The 16,710-nt window shown below is 46.8% G+C and carries 14 protein-coding genes; 9 read left to right on the top strand and 5 right to left on the bottom strand.

Annotated elements, in window-relative coordinates:
* Window positions 1–11 precede the first annotated feature (11 nt).
* Entirely contained in the window at window positions 12–1,553 is a 1,542-nt protein-coding gene (gntK, locus tag FO446_RS14125; RefSeq protein ID WP_221867010.1) for a gluconokinase, read from the bottom strand.
* Window positions 1,554–1,748: 195 nt separating this feature from the next.
* Window positions 1,749–2,615 carry a MurR/RpiR family transcriptional regulator gene (locus FO446_RS14130; protein WP_088907452.1) on the bottom strand — a complete coding sequence of 289 codons (867 nt, stop codon included), beginning with the start codon at window positions 2,613–2,615 and terminating at the stop codon, window positions 1,749–1,751.
* 172 nt (window positions 2,616–2,787) lie between these two features.
* On the opposite strand from FO446_RS14130, the gene gnd reads away from it, so the two are divergent.
* Both gnd and FO446_RS14140 read left to right on the top strand, forming a co-directional pair.
* Window positions 2,788–3,684 carry a phosphogluconate dehydrogenase (NAD(+)-dependent, decarboxylating) gene (gene gnd / locus FO446_RS14135; protein ID WP_221867009.1) on the top strand — a complete coding sequence of 299 codons (897 nt, stop codon included), beginning with the start codon at window positions 2,788–2,790 and terminating at the stop codon, window positions 3,682–3,684.
* A gap of 179 nt (window positions 3,685–3,863) precedes the next feature.
* Window positions 3,864–4,649, top strand: coding sequence for an enoyl-CoA hydratase/isomerase family protein (locus FO446_RS14140; protein ID WP_221867008.1), 786 nt, complete (start codon window positions 3,864–3,866; stop codon window positions 4,647–4,649).
* Here the strand turns inward: FO446_RS14140 and FO446_RS14145 are convergent, their stop codons facing one another.
* A complete protein-coding gene (locus tag FO446_RS14145) occupies window positions 4,650–5,354 on the bottom strand; it encodes a MerR family transcriptional regulator (RefSeq protein ID WP_221867006.1) in 705 nt (234 codons plus the stop codon). It lies immediately after the preceding gene.
* 179 nt (window positions 5,355–5,533) lie between these two features.
* Between FO446_RS14145 and FO446_RS14150 the strand changes: the two genes are divergently transcribed.
* Together FO446_RS14150 and FO446_RS14155 are read left to right on the top strand one after the other, a co-directional pair.
* Window positions 5,534–6,799 carry a class I SAM-dependent methyltransferase gene (locus FO446_RS14150; RefSeq protein ID WP_221867005.1) on the top strand — a complete coding sequence of 422 codons (1,266 nt, stop codon included), beginning with the start codon at window positions 5,534–5,536 and terminating at the stop codon, window positions 6,797–6,799.
* Between the two features lie 2 nt (window positions 6,800–6,801).
* Window positions 6,802–9,387, top strand: a complete 2,586-nt coding sequence (locus FO446_RS14155) for a metallophosphoesterase (RefSeq protein ID WP_237900920.1) — start codon at window positions 6,802–6,804, stop codon at window positions 9,385–9,387.
* Between the two features lie 52 nt (window positions 9,388–9,439).
* On the opposite strand, the gene FO446_RS14160 is transcribed toward FO446_RS14155, so the two are convergent.
* The gene (locus tag FO446_RS14160) at window positions 9,440–10,855 is read right to left on the bottom strand and encodes an alanine/glycine:cation symporter family protein (protein ID WP_173609288.1); all 1,416 of its coding nucleotides are present in this window, start codon (window positions 10,853–10,855) and stop codon (window positions 9,440–9,442) included.
* Window positions 10,856–10,898: 43 nt separating this feature from the next.
* On the bottom strand, window positions 10,899–11,876 hold the full coding sequence (locus FO446_RS14165; protein ID WP_173609287.1) for a glutaminase: 978 nt from the start codon (window positions 11,874–11,876) through the stop codon (window positions 10,899–10,901).
* Window positions 11,877–12,141: 265 nt separating this feature from the next.
* Here FO446_RS14165 and FO446_RS14170 point away from each other — a divergent pair, with 265 nt between their 5' ends.
* From FO446_RS14170 to FO446_RS14190, 5 genes are all read left to right on the top strand, one after another.
* A complete protein-coding gene (locus tag FO446_RS14170) occupies window positions 12,142–13,401 on the top strand; it encodes an ATP-binding protein (RefSeq protein WP_237901062.1) in 1,260 nt (419 codons plus the stop codon).
* A 4-nt stretch (window positions 13,402–13,405) separates the two neighbouring features.
* The gene (locus FO446_RS14175; protein WP_173609286.1) at window positions 13,406–14,338 is read left to right on the top strand and encodes a response regulator; all 933 of its coding nucleotides are present in this window, start codon (window positions 13,406–13,408) and stop codon (window positions 14,336–14,338) included.
* Window positions 14,339–14,498: 160 nt separating this feature from the next.
* Complete coding sequence (locus tag FO446_RS14180) at window positions 14,499–15,251, top strand: alpha/beta fold hydrolase (protein WP_237900921.1); 753 nt, start codon at window positions 14,499–14,501, stop codon at window positions 15,249–15,251.
* Window positions 15,252–15,259: 8 nt separating this feature from the next.
* The gene (locus FO446_RS14185) at window positions 15,260–15,871 is read left to right on the top strand and encodes a TetR/AcrR family transcriptional regulator (protein ID WP_173609284.1); all 612 of its coding nucleotides are present in this window, start codon (window positions 15,260–15,262) and stop codon (window positions 15,869–15,871) included.
* A 175-nt stretch (window positions 15,872–16,046) separates the two neighbouring features.
* The gene (locus tag FO446_RS14190) at window positions 16,047–16,709 is read left to right on the top strand and encodes a GntR family transcriptional regulator (protein ID WP_173609283.1); all 663 of its coding nucleotides are present in this window, start codon (window positions 16,047–16,049) and stop codon (window positions 16,707–16,709) included.
* The last annotated feature ends 1 nt before the right edge of the window (window position 16,710 follow it).

The following is a 16,710-nucleotide window of genomic DNA, read 5'->3' on the forward strand; positions in this document are numbered from 1 at the left end:
AGTTGTTGTCTCTAGTTGTTTAACCGCTTTTGGAATTCGGCTATCAGCTTGTACTCTTCCAGCAGGTTGTAGTAAACACGCTCGTATATATAGAAAAGCTCCAAATAAGCACTGGATCGTTCCAAATCAGGCTCGTGGCGATGCGAAATATGAATCATCTTTTTCACATCTTGTAATTGATCCATCGCTCCCAATGCATGCATCGCCAGAAGAGCGGCACCAAAGCTCGAGCTTTCATGACTCTCCGGAATCAGCACTTCATACCCGAACATATCGGACATTATCTGCCGCCATTCCCGCGAGCGGGCGAAACCACCCGATGCTCGGATTTCCTTGGCTCCACCTGCCAGATCACGCAGGGCGATACCAATGCTGTAGACGCTAAACAAGATTCCTTCGAGAACAGCTCGGATAAAATGCTCGCGCTTATGATGCAGGCCGATACCGAAGAAGGAGCCTCTTGCTTGTGCGTTCCAGTACGGAGCTCGTTCGCCCGACAAAAAGGGGAGAAAGAGCAACCCGTCTGCACCAGCTCGAACATGCTCAGCAGCTTGGATCATGACATCGTAGGGATCAACGCCGAGCTGTTTGGCTTTTTCCACTTCAGGCCAACTGAATTCGTCACGGAACCAGCGAAGCATGATCCCGCCATTGTTCGAGGGTCCACCTATCACCCAATGGTTTTCCGTCAGCACGTAGCAGAAAGTCCGTCCTTTTGGATCCGTGATCGGCTCTGGAACAACCGTTCTTACTGCGCCACTCGTGCCAATCGTGATGGCTACTTGTCCGGGGTCAATAGCTCCAATGCCGAGGTTTGCCAAAACCCCATCGCTGGCACCGACAACGAAAGGGGTATCGGGATCGATCCCAATCTCTTCCGCATAACGAATCTTCATTCCTCGCAGGATATGAGTAGTCGGTACAGGCTCACTGAGATGATGCTTGGAAATGCCTGCGACTCGCAGCGCCTCCTCATCCCAGTCGAGCTTTCTCAGATTAAATAGCCCCATAGCAGAAGCAATGGAGTAATCGACGATATACTCACCAAAAAGCCGATAAATGACATACTCCTTGATCGAAATAAACTTGGCAGCCCGCCGAAACGTATCTGGCAAGTTCTCCCGTAGCCACATGATTTTGGGCAGTGGAGACATGGGATGGATGGGCGTGCCCGTCGCTAAGTAAATCTGATGACCGACACCGTCGGCTTTTAATCGATCTGCCTGTGCCACGCTCCGATTATCAGCCCAGATAATGCTATTCGTCAGGGGATTGCCACTCGGATCGACAGCGATCAAACTGTGCATGGCAGTAGAGAAGCCAATACCACCGATCTCGCTTTTAGCAATGCCTGCATGCTCCAGTGCTTGCTTCAATGCTTGAATGACAGCAGCAAAAATCGTCTCCGGCTCTTGCTCAGCCCAAGACGGCTGGGGAACGAGCAGCTGATAATCGATATTGCCCGTACCGCGGATGGCGCCGGAAGGAGTGAAAACAATTGCTTTGGTACTGGTTGTCCCGATATCAAGCCCGATAAAGTAGGATTGCGTCATAGAAGTCACCCCTAATTGAATACGCTTTCAACGTGTTGTCGTGGAGATAACGCGATTATATCGAAATTTTTTTCATTTGTTAAGCATTAAGAAAAAAATTATTTCGTAATTAAACATTTCACACGATGCTTGTATGATTTGCATTTTTCACCTACAAGTTGCAAGAGGAGGCAAGCAAAAGAAAAAACGCCTGATTTACAGGCGTTTGAGTGAGATGGCTTCGCGGATGTGCTGGATATTGGCGATCGTATCATCCTGCCGCCGTAAGGATACGGCTACATAGAGCAGATCAATTAAACTGAGCTGAGCAAGCCTGGACGACAGGGCTTCTGTACGAAATACCGTTTCGCGTGAAGTCGTGTACAAGCACATGTCTGCCAGACGAACAAGTGGGGATTTCCCATAGCTTGTGATGCCGATTGTTTTTGCTCCGGCTTCCTTGGCAACCTGCAGGGCTGCCAAGATATCTTTGTTGGACCCAGAGTGGGAGATGCCTACGACAACAGCACCCTCGGTAAGCAGAGAGGCGGACATCACTTGATAGTGGGCATCAGAATGATAGAGACAAGGGATGCCTGTCCGCATAAATTTGTGGTATGCGTCCTGTGCGATGACAGCTGAGCCTCCCGAGCCATAAAACTCGATCCGGCTAGCGTTTTCCAAACAGGAGACGATTTTCATTAACTCATCTTTATTGATAATCTGCTGCGTATCACGAATCGTCTCGATATTCGCTGTGAAAATTTTTTCAGCGATTGCACTGACGTCATCGTCGTCGAGATTGATTTCTTGGTGAATCGTTTGCTTCGGATTTGTGACTTCACTCGCCAAGGCGATCTTGAATGCTTGGTAACCGCGAAATCCAAGCCTGCGACACAGACGAAATACGGTAGCATCTGCACACTGGCATTGATCGGCTAGCTCCGTGATCGAGAAGTGAATAATTTCACTGGCATGCTCCAAAATATAGTCGGCGATCTGTTGTTCTTTCCCGCTTAATTGTGTATAGATAGCGCGTAATTGCGTGAGAACACGCGGAGCATGCGGGGTGGAAGCGTTCATCAATAGGTACCTCCTAACGTTCCATTGTGAATCTGTACTGATAGTATAAGGAAAATCAGACTCCTTTTCATAGGTTCGAAAAAATTTTCTTCATTTTTGATGAAAGATGAAAATTTTTGTCTTATAATACGTGGTAACGGATATGATCCAAAAAAGGAGTGACGTACACGATATGAAACTAGCGATCCTCGGATTAGGAAAAATGGGGTACAATCTCACGCTGAATTTGCTTTCGCATCAGCATGAGGTTGTAGCGTATGATGTAGATTCTGCGCGTGCAGAAGAGTTGAGTCATGAAGGCGCGATTCCGGCATTTTCGGTGGAGGACGCTGTAGCGAAACTGCCGACACCTCGCGTAGTATGGATGATGGTACCAGCAGGAGAGATTGTGGATCAACTGGTTGATCAACTCTCCACCTTGCTTGCCGCAGGAGATATCGTCATTGACGGTGGCAACTCTCATTACAAGCAATCGCTAGATCGCTATGCACGCTTGAAAGAGAAAGCTATTCACTTCATGGATGCAGGAACGAGCGGAGGCATGGAGGGAGCGCGCCACGGAGCATGCATGATGATTGGCGGAGATCGGGAAGCATTCACGTATATCGAGCCGATGGTTCGCGACATTAACGTTGAAAACGGATATTTGTATGCTGGGGAAGCGGGCAGCGGCCACTTCTTGAAAATGATTCATAATGGAATCGAATACGGCATGATGCAGGCGATTGGAGAAGGTTTTGAGGTACTTGCGAAAAGCCAATATAACTATGATTTTGCAGAGGTCGCACGCGTGTGGGCAAATGGTTCCGTCATTCGAGGCTGGCTGATGGACTTGACAGAGCGAGCTTTTCGAAAAGACGCCAAGCTTGATGAAATCCGTGGGGTCATGCACTCTTCCGGGGAAGGAAAATGGACACTGGAAACCGCGCTGGATCTACAGGCAGCCACACCCGTGATTGCGATGTCCTTGCTGATGCGGTACCGTTCGTTGGATGAGGATACGTTCCACGGAAAAGTGGTCGCAGCCTTGCGTAATGAATTTGGCGGGCATGCCGTAGAAAAGAAATAAGATAGGGGATGACCAAAGGTGCTTCGGTGGTTGAAGCTCCGGGGTCATCCTTTTTTTGTGTATGGAAAAAGAAGGGATTTTTGATTCGGAAAGCAAAGTGTGCAGGTATCATCCAGAAGTTTGCCTGGTCGAAAAGTGCTTTTATTCAGTAGCTTCTAAAACGATGGGAGGATGGAAAGATGAGCGTTGAAGAGGTTGTTTTGTACAAAAATGAGAAAGGAATTGTGACCCTTACGCTAAACAGACCAGAGGCATTGAATGCTTTGAACCGAGATGTCCTTAATCAGCTTTCGACCATCTTGGACAGGATCAAAACCGATACCAGTGTGAGAGCGATCATCCTTACAGGGGCGGGAGAAAAAGCATTTTCGGCCGGCGCTGACATTTCGTATCTGCATCAGGCGACACCGTTGGAAGTTAGGAATTTTGCTCAGTTGGCCGTGTCGGTGACCAGTAAAATCGAATCGTTGGGAAAAGTAGTCGTTGCTGCAATGAACGGCTATGCGTTAGGTGGGGGACTTGAGATCGCCGAATCGTGCACGCTGCGTATTGCGGTTCACCATGCCAAAATGGGACATCCAGAGGTACGAATTGGAGCAGTGGCGGGCTTTGGTGGAACAACCAGACTTCCTAGGCTAATAGGAAAAGGCCGAGCTGCGGAATTGCTTCTTACAGGGTCAGCGATAGATGCGGATGAAGCATATCGAATGGGTCTGGTAAATCGGGTCGTTTCGCGTGAGCGGCTACTGGCGGAAACAGAGGAGCTTCTCCAGGAAATTTTGTCTCAGTCTCCGCTAGCAGTGAAACTGACGTGGGACGCGATTCACCGCGGAAGCAACCTGACAGTAGAGGAGTCCGCACTTCTAGGCGCAGACTATTTCGGACTCGTGGCATCCACCGAAGACTTTCGGGAAGGAACCAAAGCTTTCTTAGACAAAACTCCACCGCGTTTTACAGGGAGATAATCACACGAGCTTCAGTACCTCACACAATTCAACCAACCGCCTAACTCCGTACATCTGATGGCGATTGCGATCGTGAATGCTTCTAATCGCATTCGTCGTCACTTTTTTGGCCTGCTCAATACTTTGATTTTCTACTGCTTGTACAATTTCTTTCATGTTTGTTAAAAAATACACCGTATTGCGCAATGTCCGGATAAGCAAAATCTTCCGAATATCCATGGGAGTGAATTGGCGGTAGCCATTCGCAGGATCTCGTGGCAGTACGAGCAAGCCTTCTTTTTCCCAATGGCGAATCGCAGACGTGGTGACTCCTGTGTAAGCAGCGACTTCACCAATCGTCATGCGATCTCGCCACTTTTTGTTAGAAGGCAAGGAGACATCGAGATTTTCCAAAAGTCCGAGTGTTTGGTCTGCTGCGACCTTCTCTTGTTGGAGGGTGGCCTGTTCTTTATTCACAAGCCAAAAGGCAGCATCCATATCTGCTTTTTGAATCAATCGAAGGACTTCACAGGTGATGGCGACACCGAAGCCGGGGAACATAGCGCGAAGGCAACGAAAATAGGCAAGATGGCTCTCTGTATAAAGTCGATAGCCATTGTCTGCACGTTCGGGAGCAGGAACGACTCCCCAAGATTCATAATGGCGTAAAGCACTCGTGCTAATATGTAGCTCGCGAGCGATCTCAATCGGCTTGAAATAAGGCATCTGACGCACCTCCCGCTGGTTTGTTATCGCGGATTTCACTATACCAAGAACAGCAATTCGAAGCAAATAATCCTGTCATTTTTGGGAAGTCGCCATACTTTTACCCTGTTCAGCATGGGATGGAAAGGCGAATATTGTCAGTAGATATTCATACTTCTTTTCCAGAGGTGAGACAACGTATGGCCATTGTTCAGCTACGCTCAGAGAACCCGGATTTTTCGTTCATGATCAAGAAAAATCCAAATTCCGGGCTGAGTTTACGATCTATTCGAAAAGGCATCGCTTACGGGTGGTTTTCCAATACGGATACATACAACGTTTACTTTAAAGATGCAGAAAATGAGGTTTCCTACAAACAATCGGAACAGGAGCATTTTGAATATTTGAATGTCTCCCGGTACAATACACCCTTGTTTCCGTTAAATGCGATTAATGAATTTTTTTCCGCTTCGATGAAGCAACACGACGAGCGGGATGCTGAAGGGTATGAGCATGTTTTTTTCATCAACATGATACACATCGAACGCCTGCTTTATCTGACTTTTTTTGAGAAGCACCTCAAGGATTTCACCTTTGAACTCAAGCACCACGCCGATAAAAGCTACGCTCTGACCATCACAACGAGAACGAGTCTGCATCAGCTTCTCCATGTCGTAAGCGTGCTCTGTCTATTCTTGAGTATGTTTGGAAAAGAGTACATCGATATATCCGATAACATCCTGGATAAATACATCAAAAGCATCCATGTCATCGACGCACCTTTTTACATACGAAGCCTGTTCGCACGCAACTTCCTGACAACCAGAGATCGCTATCGCAAGTATAAGACCGAGATCGAGAAGACAAGCCGCTACCCCATTCAATTGGAGTATGGCAGCACTGGTTTGCAGAGAAGGAACTACATCGCGAGTAAGCTTCCTTTTACCAAATCGATTGTGGATATCGGATGCGGAGAAGGCTTTTATGCGATTCCGTTTGCTACCAAGCTGCCACAGTATTACTATGCCATCGATATCGATGAACAATCATTGGAAGTAGTCAGACGCAGGGCAGAGGAAAAAGAAATCTCGAATCTCATTTTGTTCCGCTCGCTTGATCAGTTTTTACAGGATTACAACGGTGAACAGGTAGATGTCATTTTGACTGAGGTCATTGAGCATATGAGCAAAGAGGAAGCGCGAGCGCTCATTAAGCAAATCTGCAGTCTATTGGATTTTGACCATCTTATCATTACAACGCCCAACGCGGATTTTAATCAGTTCTACGAGCTGGAAGGCTATCGCCACGACGATCATAAATGGGAAATGGGACAAGAAGAGTTCCAGGCATGGATGACCGAGATCATGGAAGAAGCCGGGGTAGAGGGGCAATTTGTATCTATTGGTGACGGCGTAAACGACATCCATACCACGCAAGGCGTCATTCTCCAGAGGAAGGGGGCGTAACGATGCTGTTACAGACACAGGTTCATACGATTTTCATGCTCGTCGGTCCCACCGAATGTGGGAAAACGACTTTTGCCAAGGAAGTACTCATGCCAAATCTTTCATTCGAAGATGAACAAAAAAACGTAAAAGCAAATGTCCAATACATTTCCTCGGACAGCATTCGCCAGGAATTGCTGGGCTATGATTACGACAAGTATGATCAGGTGATGCTGGAGGCTAGTGAGCAGGCTTTTCAGCTCCTGTTTGAAAAGCTGCGCTTGGTGACTTCGTTTCCGATCAACGCCGAATTCGTGGTTGTCGATACAACAGGGCTAGCGGAAGACTTCCGCTCGAAAGTCCGCGACATTGCAGCCGAGAACAATTACCGCTTGGAAGTGATCCTCTTTGATTATCGCAATCGGGAAGATTACTACGCATCTGAACGGTCGAAAAAACTGATTACCAACCATATTCTCCGTCTAAAGCAAGAAGTGCTCCGGGCATTGTCCAAAGAAGGGTACCACAACATTCACAGGATACGGCACAAAGATTTTTATGCAATAGCTGATGGGATGGCAAATCCTCTATATGAGGTCGTGATCGAAAATAAGGATGCCTATCTGGCTACGATCCTTCCCAAAGATCAAACATACATCATCATCGGAGACGTTCACGAATGCGTCCATGAGTTAAAAGGTCTTCTGCAAACCTACGGATTCAAGCTGGGGGACAATCGTCTCATCTCGACTGACAAGGTGCAGCATACCAAAATCATCATAGCAGGAGACTGGATCGACAAAGGAGCGCAAACGAGGGAGATCATCGAGTTTTTATATACGAATCAAGAGTATTTCTTGTTTGTTCTCGGGAATCACGAAAATTTTGTCTACAAGTACCTGCGCAAGGAACTAAAAGGGGTAGACCCACAGCTACTGGATACTTATTTTGATTCCATACACGTCCTGGAAAAAGACGCCGAATTAACTGAGAGGTTCAATCACCTGTATACGCTCGCTCAGCCGTTTTATCGATCGAACGCACTGACTGGCCCGTCCTATTATGTCACACACGCGCCCTGCAAAAAGAAGTATATCGGAAAGCTTGATGCGAATTCGATGCGACGCCAACGCAATTTTCGGATAGACCGAACAGCTTCATTGGAAGAGCAACTCGCATTTTTGACGGTTGAAGCAGTAAGTAACCATCCCTACCATATTTTTGGGCATATTGCGGCTCAAAAAGCGTTTCGCTTGAAAAACAAGCTTCATCTCGATACCGGATGTGTGCACGGAAATGCTTTGACCTCTGTCGTGATCGCACACAAGCCGTTTTTCAAATCGTTTCAGTCTGAGCATCGGGTGATGACTGAGGAGTTGCCGATCTTGTTCCACGCTGAAAAACAAGTATCCATAGGAGATTTGGAAGAGGAAGAACTTCGTCGACTCCGTTACTGCTCGCAAAACAAGGTCAATTTTATTTCTGGAACGATGCCTCCCGCGGATACGAATGCGGCGACTCAGGAATTGGAGTCGTTGAAGGCGGGGCTAGACTATTTTGCGAGTCGAGGCGTTCATCAAGTCGTGTTGCAGCCAAAATACATGGGTTCGCGATGCAATCTCTATCTCCATCATGAGCGCGACAAATGCTTTGCGATCAGCAGAAACGGTTATGCCATCAATCAGGTTGATTTGACACCGATTTATGACAGTCTATATGCAAGGTTCCGCACGTACATGGAGCAAAATGAAATTGCGATGCTCATCCTGGATGGTGAATTGTTGCCGTGGAGTGCAATTGGGAAGGGCTTGATCGAAAAGCAGTTCAAACCAATTGAATCCGCGTTGCGGAGTGAATTTGCATTTTTGCAGGAAAACGGTTTTGAAGAGGCGCTTCAGCAACTCATTCACAGCTATGACGAGAGCGGATTCGAAAAAGACCAGTTCCATCTATCCAAGAGTGCACTCACGGAAAAATTCGGCGCGAGCTTGTATCAAAACTATAAGTATGTGCGAGAAATCAAAGAGAGCTACGTTTCTGTCGCCGAGCATTTGGAGGCCTATCACATTTACCAAAAACAGATGGAGCTCTATGCAGGAGAAGGGGAGCTTGCCTACAAGCCTTTTACGATTCTAAAGACCGTCTATTTGAATGGGGACGAGCAATTGCCCGATTGGAAAACATCCGATATGTATCGCTTTGTCAATGACGATCATTTTCTCACTATCGATTTGTCTGAGCCGAATGCGTATGAAGAAGCGGCTCGTTACTTTTCCACGATTACAATGGAAAACAAGATGGAAGGCGTCGTGATCAAGCCAGAGCTGATCAATCAGAAGGTCGTTCCTGCCATGAAGGTACGCAATCCGGAGTACTTGTCGATTATTTATGGCTACGACTACCGATTCCCACACAAATACCGCAAGCTTTTCCATCAGAAAAATATTACGCAAAAACTCAAGACTTCCATGCAGGAGCATAGGCTGGGTGAGCGGATGCTTGGTTTCAAATTCGCCGATATTTCTCCAGAAAATACGGAGTATCAAAAAGTAGTCGCAACGATGCTCTTTGAAGTGGCGAAGGAAAAAGAGATCGATCCACGATTGTAAATGAAAAACGAGAAGCCGCTACTACACAGGCTTCTCGTTTTTATTCGTTGCGTTATTTGTTGGAGGAAGGCGTAGCATTATCCCAGGCTTCAATATTATTGAGACCTTCAATACTGTCCTTGTAGAACACAGGGTCTTTTCCTGCCTTTTTCTGTTTCAAATAATCATGTAGCGCAGCATAGGCGACTTTTGACAACATGGCAATTGCAATCAGGTTGACAATGACCATCAAGCCCATGAACAAATCGGCCAAATCCCATACGAGCTGTACCTTTGCCACTGATCCGAACAACACCATAGCGAGTACACTCAAACGATACAGCAATAGCCAAGCTTTGCTTGTTTTCAAAAACTCGATGTTGGTCTCGCCGTAGTAGTAGTTACCAATCAATGTACTGAAGGCGAACAGGAATACCATAATGGCAAGGAAGCCGGACGCCCAAGAACCAATATGAATGCTCAGTGCTGCTTGGGACAGCTCAATGCCACTCAATCCTTGTTGCGTGTACGCGCCGGACAGCAAAATGATGAAAGCTGTGCTTGTACAGATCACGAGGGTATCGAATAGAACACCGAATGCCTGAATCAGACCTTGCTTCACTGGATGGCTTGTCGTTGCCGTTGCCGCAGCATTCGGCGCACTACCCATACCTGCTTCGTTCGAGAACAATCCTCGCTTGATGCCGTGCATGAGCGCTGCACCCAGAGAACCACCTGCGATTTGTTCGAAGCCGAACGCGTTTTTCACAATCAACGCGATCAGTGCAGGCATCTCGGTGATGTTCATCAACACGATAAACAGCGCCATCCCGATGTACAATACAGCCAATACAATTACAATGTACTCAGACATTTTCGCAATGCGCTTTACGCCGCCGAAAATGATCGCTGCAAATGCGATCGTCATGATGATACCCAGTATCAAACGATCTGTCCCAAACGAATTTTCAAAAGCAATCGTGATCGTGTTGGATTGCACTGCGTTAAATACGAGACCAAACGAAAGGGTGATGAGGACAGCAAACAGCGCGCCCATCCAACGTTTGTTCAGGCCTTTTTCCATGTAGTAAGCCGGACCGCCACGAAAACCGCTCTTATCCTTGATTTTATAAATCTGAGCGAGCGTACTCTCAACAAAACTGGATGCCGAACCGATAATCGCGATGACCCACATCCAGAATACGGCGCCAGGACCACCTAGAGCAATGGCAATGGCAATTCCTGTAATGTTCCCTGTGCCGACACGCGCGGCCATACTAATAGCGAAAGCTTGAAAAGGGGAGATGCCACCGTCGTCTTTCGCTCGTCCTTCTTTAATGGAACGGATCATTTCCGGCAACATACGTACTTGCAAAAATTTACCCCGGTAGGTAAAGAACAAGCCTAACGCGATGAGCATGATAATGATAATATAGGACCACAAAAAATCGTTTATAGAAGTTGTTACATCCAGTAGGAATTGTTGCATCGTGTCACCTCGGAGTTTGTTATGAATGTTTCCTTAGTATTCTCTAAAAAATTGTTACATCCCATTCGTGAGCCATATGTTTTAACAAAGAAACGCCCGCTACACTATTTCCACAACCGTCAATGGAAGGTCCGAAAATACCGATTCCACAGCCATCTTGAAACGGTGAATGTGGTTTGCGGTTAGGAGGAACCAGCGTCATGATACCGCCTGATACGCCACTTTTTGCTGGCAAGCCAACATTCGCCGCAAATTTGCCCGATGCATCGTACATGCCGCAGGTGAGCATCAGTGCTTTGGCTAAACGGACGACATCTTTCGGGAGAACTTGTTCGTTGCGCAGAGGATGGAAGCCGTCGAGTGCCAACAGGAGACCAATCAAGGCGATTTGCTCGGTAGTTACTTCAATCGAGCATTGCGTCAGATAAACCTCCAAAGCCTCTTCTACTTCGCAGGCCAGATAGCCTGTATCCTTTAAATAATGGGCGAGTGCCCGGTTTCTGTGAGAGTTTTCCCATTCGGAAAGAAACACTTCCTCGTTCACCATTGGCGTGACACCTGTGATTTTACTGAAAAATGCATACAAGTAGCGCAGCTTATGATCCGGTGATTGACCAGGGAGGAGTGAAGAGGTCGTAATTGCTCCCGCATTGATCATCGGATTAAAAGGCTTACCTGGCTTGTTCATTTCCAGTCGGATAATGGAGTTGAATGCATCTCCAGTCGGTTCTACATCCACCCGATCCAACACGTAAGGGATGCCATGGTAGCAGCAAACAGCAATAAAACTGATGACTTTGGAAATACTTTGCATCGTAAAAGGAACTTCCCAGTCACCCGCGGTGTGCATTTTTCCTGTAGGCTCGATGATACAAATCCCTAACTGATTCGGATCCGTTCTGTACAAGGCAGGGATATAACTGGCACATTTTCCTTCTGATGCCTTGGAACGATATTGTTCCACCCATTGCTCTAATTCATCCACGAGTAAAACCTGTTGAATCAACGCCTGTCCCCCCAAAAATCGAATACACTGCTCTTACGCGAAGTGGATGAGAAAGCGCTTCCATGCTTCGCGAAAATACATATAATGATCACTTTACAACCACCCTACAAAATAAAACAAAAACTCACAGATTGTTTCATGAGAGTTTCACATTTTTTTTTACTTGTCCGATATGCGTATCCTCGGTAAAAATAGATAAGGGCATCAAGAAACAACATGGGAAGTGAAAGGCGTGCGTGTTCAGACACAAGTAAAACGAGATTGGTATATATTGGTGCTCATGCTGATTACGGTGCCATTGGCAGGGGAGTTGAAATTTTATCCCGTCAATGAGACTTTTCGAATTAGCTTTGGAGCTCCTACCTTTTTCTTCTTTTTATTATTGTTTCAACGAATTCCATCTGTTCTCGCTGGCTTTTTGACGGGGATTACGGTCGTATGCTTCCGGGTTGTGATGGACCTCATCGCCGGGAATCATACAGCATGGGAGGCTTCTCTCCAAGCGCATTATTCTAGCTTTTTCTTTTATTTCGCTTATTGTGTTCTGTTTTACTTAACCGGAGTACGTCATTTTCACAACAGGACGATTTTGGTTGGATTAATGGGAATGGTCATCGAGGTATTGGCTGACCTCATTGAGTTTCTCTCGCAACATGTACTGCTGGATACCGTCCTCACATGGGGAGCGGTGCAAGAAATGCTCGTCATCGCTCTGTCCCACAGCTTTATCGTGATCAGTTTTCTCAACATGATGAAGCTGTACGAAGCACAGTCGCGCGAGCAACAGACAAGAAAACAGAACGAACACATCCTGATGCTGATATCAAACTTGTATGAGGAATCGATTCATTTGAAAAAAACATTGCAAAATGCCGAGAGTATTAGTATGAAGTCTTTCGAGCTATACCAAGGCTTGCAGGAGCTCCATAAGGAACAGGTGGTCACGAATGTAGAGAGCTTTGCCAAGAAAGCCTTGATTGTTGCAGGCGAGGTTCACGAGATTAAAAAGGATAATCAACGCATTTTTGCAGGGCTGCACAAGCTGATTTCCGATGAAAGCCTTACGGATTACATGGACATCCATCAGCTCGTGGACATTATCAGACGAAGCAATATGAAGTATGCGACTTTGTTGGAGAAGGACATACAGATAACAGCTTCCATTACGGGGACACATCCGCTCTACCATGTTTTCATGATGCTTTCCCTGATCAATAATCTGGTGGCAAATGCAGTGGAAGCTATCCAGCAAACAGGAGCCATTTCCATTGAAATTGATCGGATTGGGGATCATGTGGAAATCAAAATCAACGATGACGGGCCGGGAGTACCTCCACGGAGAAAAGCTTTATTATTCAAGCCTGGCTTTACTACGAAATACGATCAAACCGGCAACCCCTCTACAGGGATCGGACTGTCTTATGTACAACAATTGGTAGAACAATGGCAAGGGGAAATCTCCCTACAGGATGGAGTAGATGGGAAGGGGACGACATTTCTCATGCGAATACCAATTGATCCGATAACGAAGAAAGAGTGAGAAGATGCTGTTTTATTTAGTGGATGACGATGATGCTGTTCGCCTTATGCTGACGGAAATTATAGAAGACGAGAATCTGGGCGAAGTCGTGGGGGAAGCATCTGACGGTTCGATGGTAGACGGTCATACGTTAACCGCACGCAACGTAGATATTTTGCTGATCGACCTGTTCATGCCCGACCGGGATGGGATCGAAACGATTCGCCAAGTAAAGCCGACGTTCTCAGGAAAGATCGTTATGATCTCACAGGCAGAAACGAAAGATTTGATTGCCCAAGCTTACGCCCTTGGAAGCGAATACTACATTATCAAGCCTGTAAACAAAATCGAAGTCGTAACGATCCTCCAAAAAGTGATCGAGAAAATTCGCCTCGAGCGTTCGATACGGGACATTCACAAATCGCTGAATGCCGTCATGCAAGTGGACCAGCCACCTTCCGGACAACATCGTCCGTCACAGGGTAAACCACTTCGCGAGGCGGGGCAATTTCTATTAACAGAATTGGGCATCGCGGGGGACAATGGTAGTAATGACTTGCTAGATATTTTGGACTTCTTGCATGGATACGAACAGACGCACACGTTTAAAAATGGATTTCCTGCGTTAAAAGAGATCTTTGTGGCAGTAGCTCAGGACAGGCTAGGAGTAGCTCCGGATGATCCACAAATCGCTAAGGTTGTCAAAGCTTCTGAGCAGAGAGTACGTCGAGCGATTTATCAGTCGCTGAATCATTTGGCGTCTCTTGGGCTTGCGGACCTCTCGAATTGGAAGTTCGAGAATTACGCTTCGCAGTTTTTTGATTTTACGTATGTGTGGAAGAAGATGGCGGAATTGAAAAGCAATGCTACATCGCCGAGTTCAGATATTCGGATCAATATGAAAAAGTTCATTCAAGTGCTGTATGCAGAGGCGAAGCGCATACAGTCGGAGTCGTGATTGGCAGATTCTAACGTATAGAGGTAAGTCCTGATCAGGTTGATTAGGGCTTTTTGCTTTGTATGGGGAATACATGTTTTTTATTGACTAAACGTTCATTCAATAATAAACTGGGGTCATATACCAAATACCAAATCTACAATTCACGGAGGGATCACCGATGGATTTGTACTATGAGGTTTCAGGGGAAGGAAAACCAGTCATTTTGTTGCACAGTGGCGGTGCTGATTTGCGGGATTGGGTGTTTGTCGCGCCGATTCTGGCGAAGCATTTTCAGGTCATCGCTTTTGACGGACGCGGCTGCGGGAAATCGCCGTCTCCAACAGAGACACCGAACTACGTCGATGATTTGCTTTCCGTCATGGACCATTTTCGGCTGGATGAAGCCACACTCGTGGGGCATTCGATAGGTGGACGAATTGCAACTGAGTTTGCTTTGGCTTATCCGCAGCGAGTGAGCAAGCTCGTGTTGATCGCTCCGGATTTGTCAGGCTATACGTTCAGCAAGCCTTTCACAGAATGGATGCAAACAATTCAAGCGGCAGCACCGGATGTTGACCGTATGTTGGAGCTTTCTCTGTCCTCCTGCTCGTACCGCGTCGTGATGGCAAGTCCCGAGAAGGACCTCATGGTAGAGATGACGAAGCATAATATAGCGAAAATGTTCGAGTGGGCCACCTGGGAGTCCGTATGGCCGCAACCACCTGCGATTGAGCGTCTGGGAGATTTGGCTCATAAAACATGCTTTCTCCTCGGCAAGGAAGATGCGCCTGATCTACAACGTATCGCCGAACATTTTCAACAAGTCTTGCCAGAGCATAGGGTTATCGAGATTACGGGTGCCGATCATAAACCAACGTTGACGCATCCGGAAGAAATCGCTCGCGCTATCATTGGATTTTTGGAGGATTGATGTAAACCGTGCCGCGTACTCCAGCTGAAAATGAACGCATTCGCCAAGCTGCAAAAGACAAAATCCATGCAGCCGCGATGACGCTATTCATAAAAAAAGGCTACCACGCGACCTCAATCGACGATGTAGCCAAACAGGCCCAGATATCGAAGGGACTGCTTTACAATTATTACAAAGGCAAAGAAGAGCTTCTCGCCGCGATGGTTCAGGTACGGATCGAGGAAGTAAAAGAAGTGATGGAGGCTGCGACTCAGCTTGCAACGCCGAGCGAACAGCTGCGCCATATTGTCAACGGTGCGCTTGATAACGTATACCAGCGACCGGATGTTTATCGTTTTTACTTGAATTTGCAGACGCAGCCCGAAGATGATCGTGTTCTTGCTTCTTACAGAGAGCAATTAAATGAGGAGTCAAGCAGGCAGTTTGAAGTCCAGTGCCAGATCTTCAAACAATTAGGAGTAAAGCAGCCCAGATTGAGATCGCTCTATTTTTCATCGGCGCTCCAAGGCGCAATGCTGATGATGACGACTTATCCGGAAGGGTTTCCGGTTGAAGAGATGAAGGAGCAGATTGTTCGGGAGTATTGTAGCCCTCCGGCAGAAACAGAGAGTTTTGATTGATAATGAAGAGGCTATCCCATTCGTAAAGGATACAGGTGGGGTAGCCTCTTTTTTTCTGTACCTATGACCTATGGTATTACTGAAAAGCCCAAAACACATACCATCCAAACCACCGCTTTGATATATCAAAATATTTTAAATTGACAGAAATAAATAAAACCAATATATTGGTTTTATGGACATGAACCTAATCAAACAGATCGAACGCCCCACATTACGCGAACAGGTATACCAAGGCTTGAAGAAAGCGATCATCATGCTGGAGCTAAAGCCAGGACAACGAGTCAACGACAACGAGCTGGCGGCTTTATTTGGCGTGAGTCGAACACCTGTGAGAGAAGCGCTCAAACGGCTGGAGGACGAAGGGCTTATTGAATCCGTTCCCGGCTCTCTCACACGGGTGACACCCTTACTCGAAAAGGAGGCGAAGCACGCTTTTCCGGTTGTTGCGGCCTTGCACGGGTTGGCAACACGATTGGCGATGCCATTTGAAACAGAGGTCATCTGTAGTTTGGAGCAATGGAATGAAAAGCTGCAGGTCGCACTCGAACAGCAAGATGTGATCAAAGCGCTTGAAGCAGATGATGGCTTTCACGACGTGATCCTCGAAGCTGCTGGGAATCGTGAAATCTACCTGGCTCTTGAGCGAGTTGTACCGAAAATTCGGCGTTTGGAATTTGCTCGGTTTGGTTCCTTAGAAGGGGTGGAATCAGTAGAACAGCATCGCAGAATCATCGAAGCGATTCGAGACAACAACAGTCAGCTTGCCTCTTCTTTAATGGAAGAAAACTGGATCAACCTTGGCAGATTGCTTACGGACCATTCTAATGATGAATAGG

It is taken from the genome of Brevibacillus brevis (assembly GCF_022026395.1).
Taxonomy (GTDB): Bacteria; Bacillota; Bacilli; order Brevibacillales; family Brevibacillaceae; genus Brevibacillus.

Coding starts and splice junctions, on each gene's coding strand:
- gntK (WP_221867010.1), bottom strand. CDS start 1,553: ATGACGCAATCCTACTTTATCGGGCTTGATATCGGGACAACCAGTACC.
- FO446_RS14130 (WP_088907452.1), bottom strand. CDS start 2,615: ATGAACGCTTCCACCCCGCATGCTCCGCGTGTTCTCACGCAATTACGC.
- gnd (WP_221867009.1), top strand. CDS start 2,788: ATGAAACTAGCGATCCTCGGATTAGGAAAAATGGGGTACAATCTCACG.
- FO446_RS14140 (WP_221867008.1), top strand. CDS start 3,864: ATGAGCGTTGAAGAGGTTGTTTTGTACAAAAATGAGAAAGGAATTGTG.
- FO446_RS14145 (WP_221867006.1), bottom strand. CDS start 5,354: ATGCCTTATTTCAAGCCGATTGAGATCGCTCGCGAGCTACATATTAGC.
- FO446_RS14150 (WP_221867005.1), top strand. CDS start 5,534: ATGGCCATTGTTCAGCTACGCTCAGAGAACCCGGATTTTTCGTTCATG.
- FO446_RS14155 (WP_237900920.1), top strand. CDS start 6,802: ATGCTGTTACAGACACAGGTTCATACGATTTTCATGCTCGTCGGTCCC.
- FO446_RS14160 (WP_173609288.1), bottom strand. CDS start 10,855: ATGCAACAATTCCTACTGGATGTAACAACTTCTATAAACGATTTTTTG.
- FO446_RS14170 (WP_237901062.1), top strand. CDS start 12,142: ATGCTGATTACGGTGCCATTGGCAGGGGAGTTGAAATTTTATCCCGTC.
- FO446_RS14175 (WP_173609286.1), top strand. CDS start 13,406: ATGCTGTTTTATTTAGTGGATGACGATGATGCTGTTCGCCTTATGCTG.
- FO446_RS14180 (WP_237900921.1), top strand. CDS start 14,499: ATGGATTTGTACTATGAGGTTTCAGGGGAAGGAAAACCAGTCATTTTG.
- FO446_RS14190 (WP_173609283.1), top strand. CDS start 16,047: ATGGACATGAACCTAATCAAACAGATCGAACGCCCCACATTACGCGAA.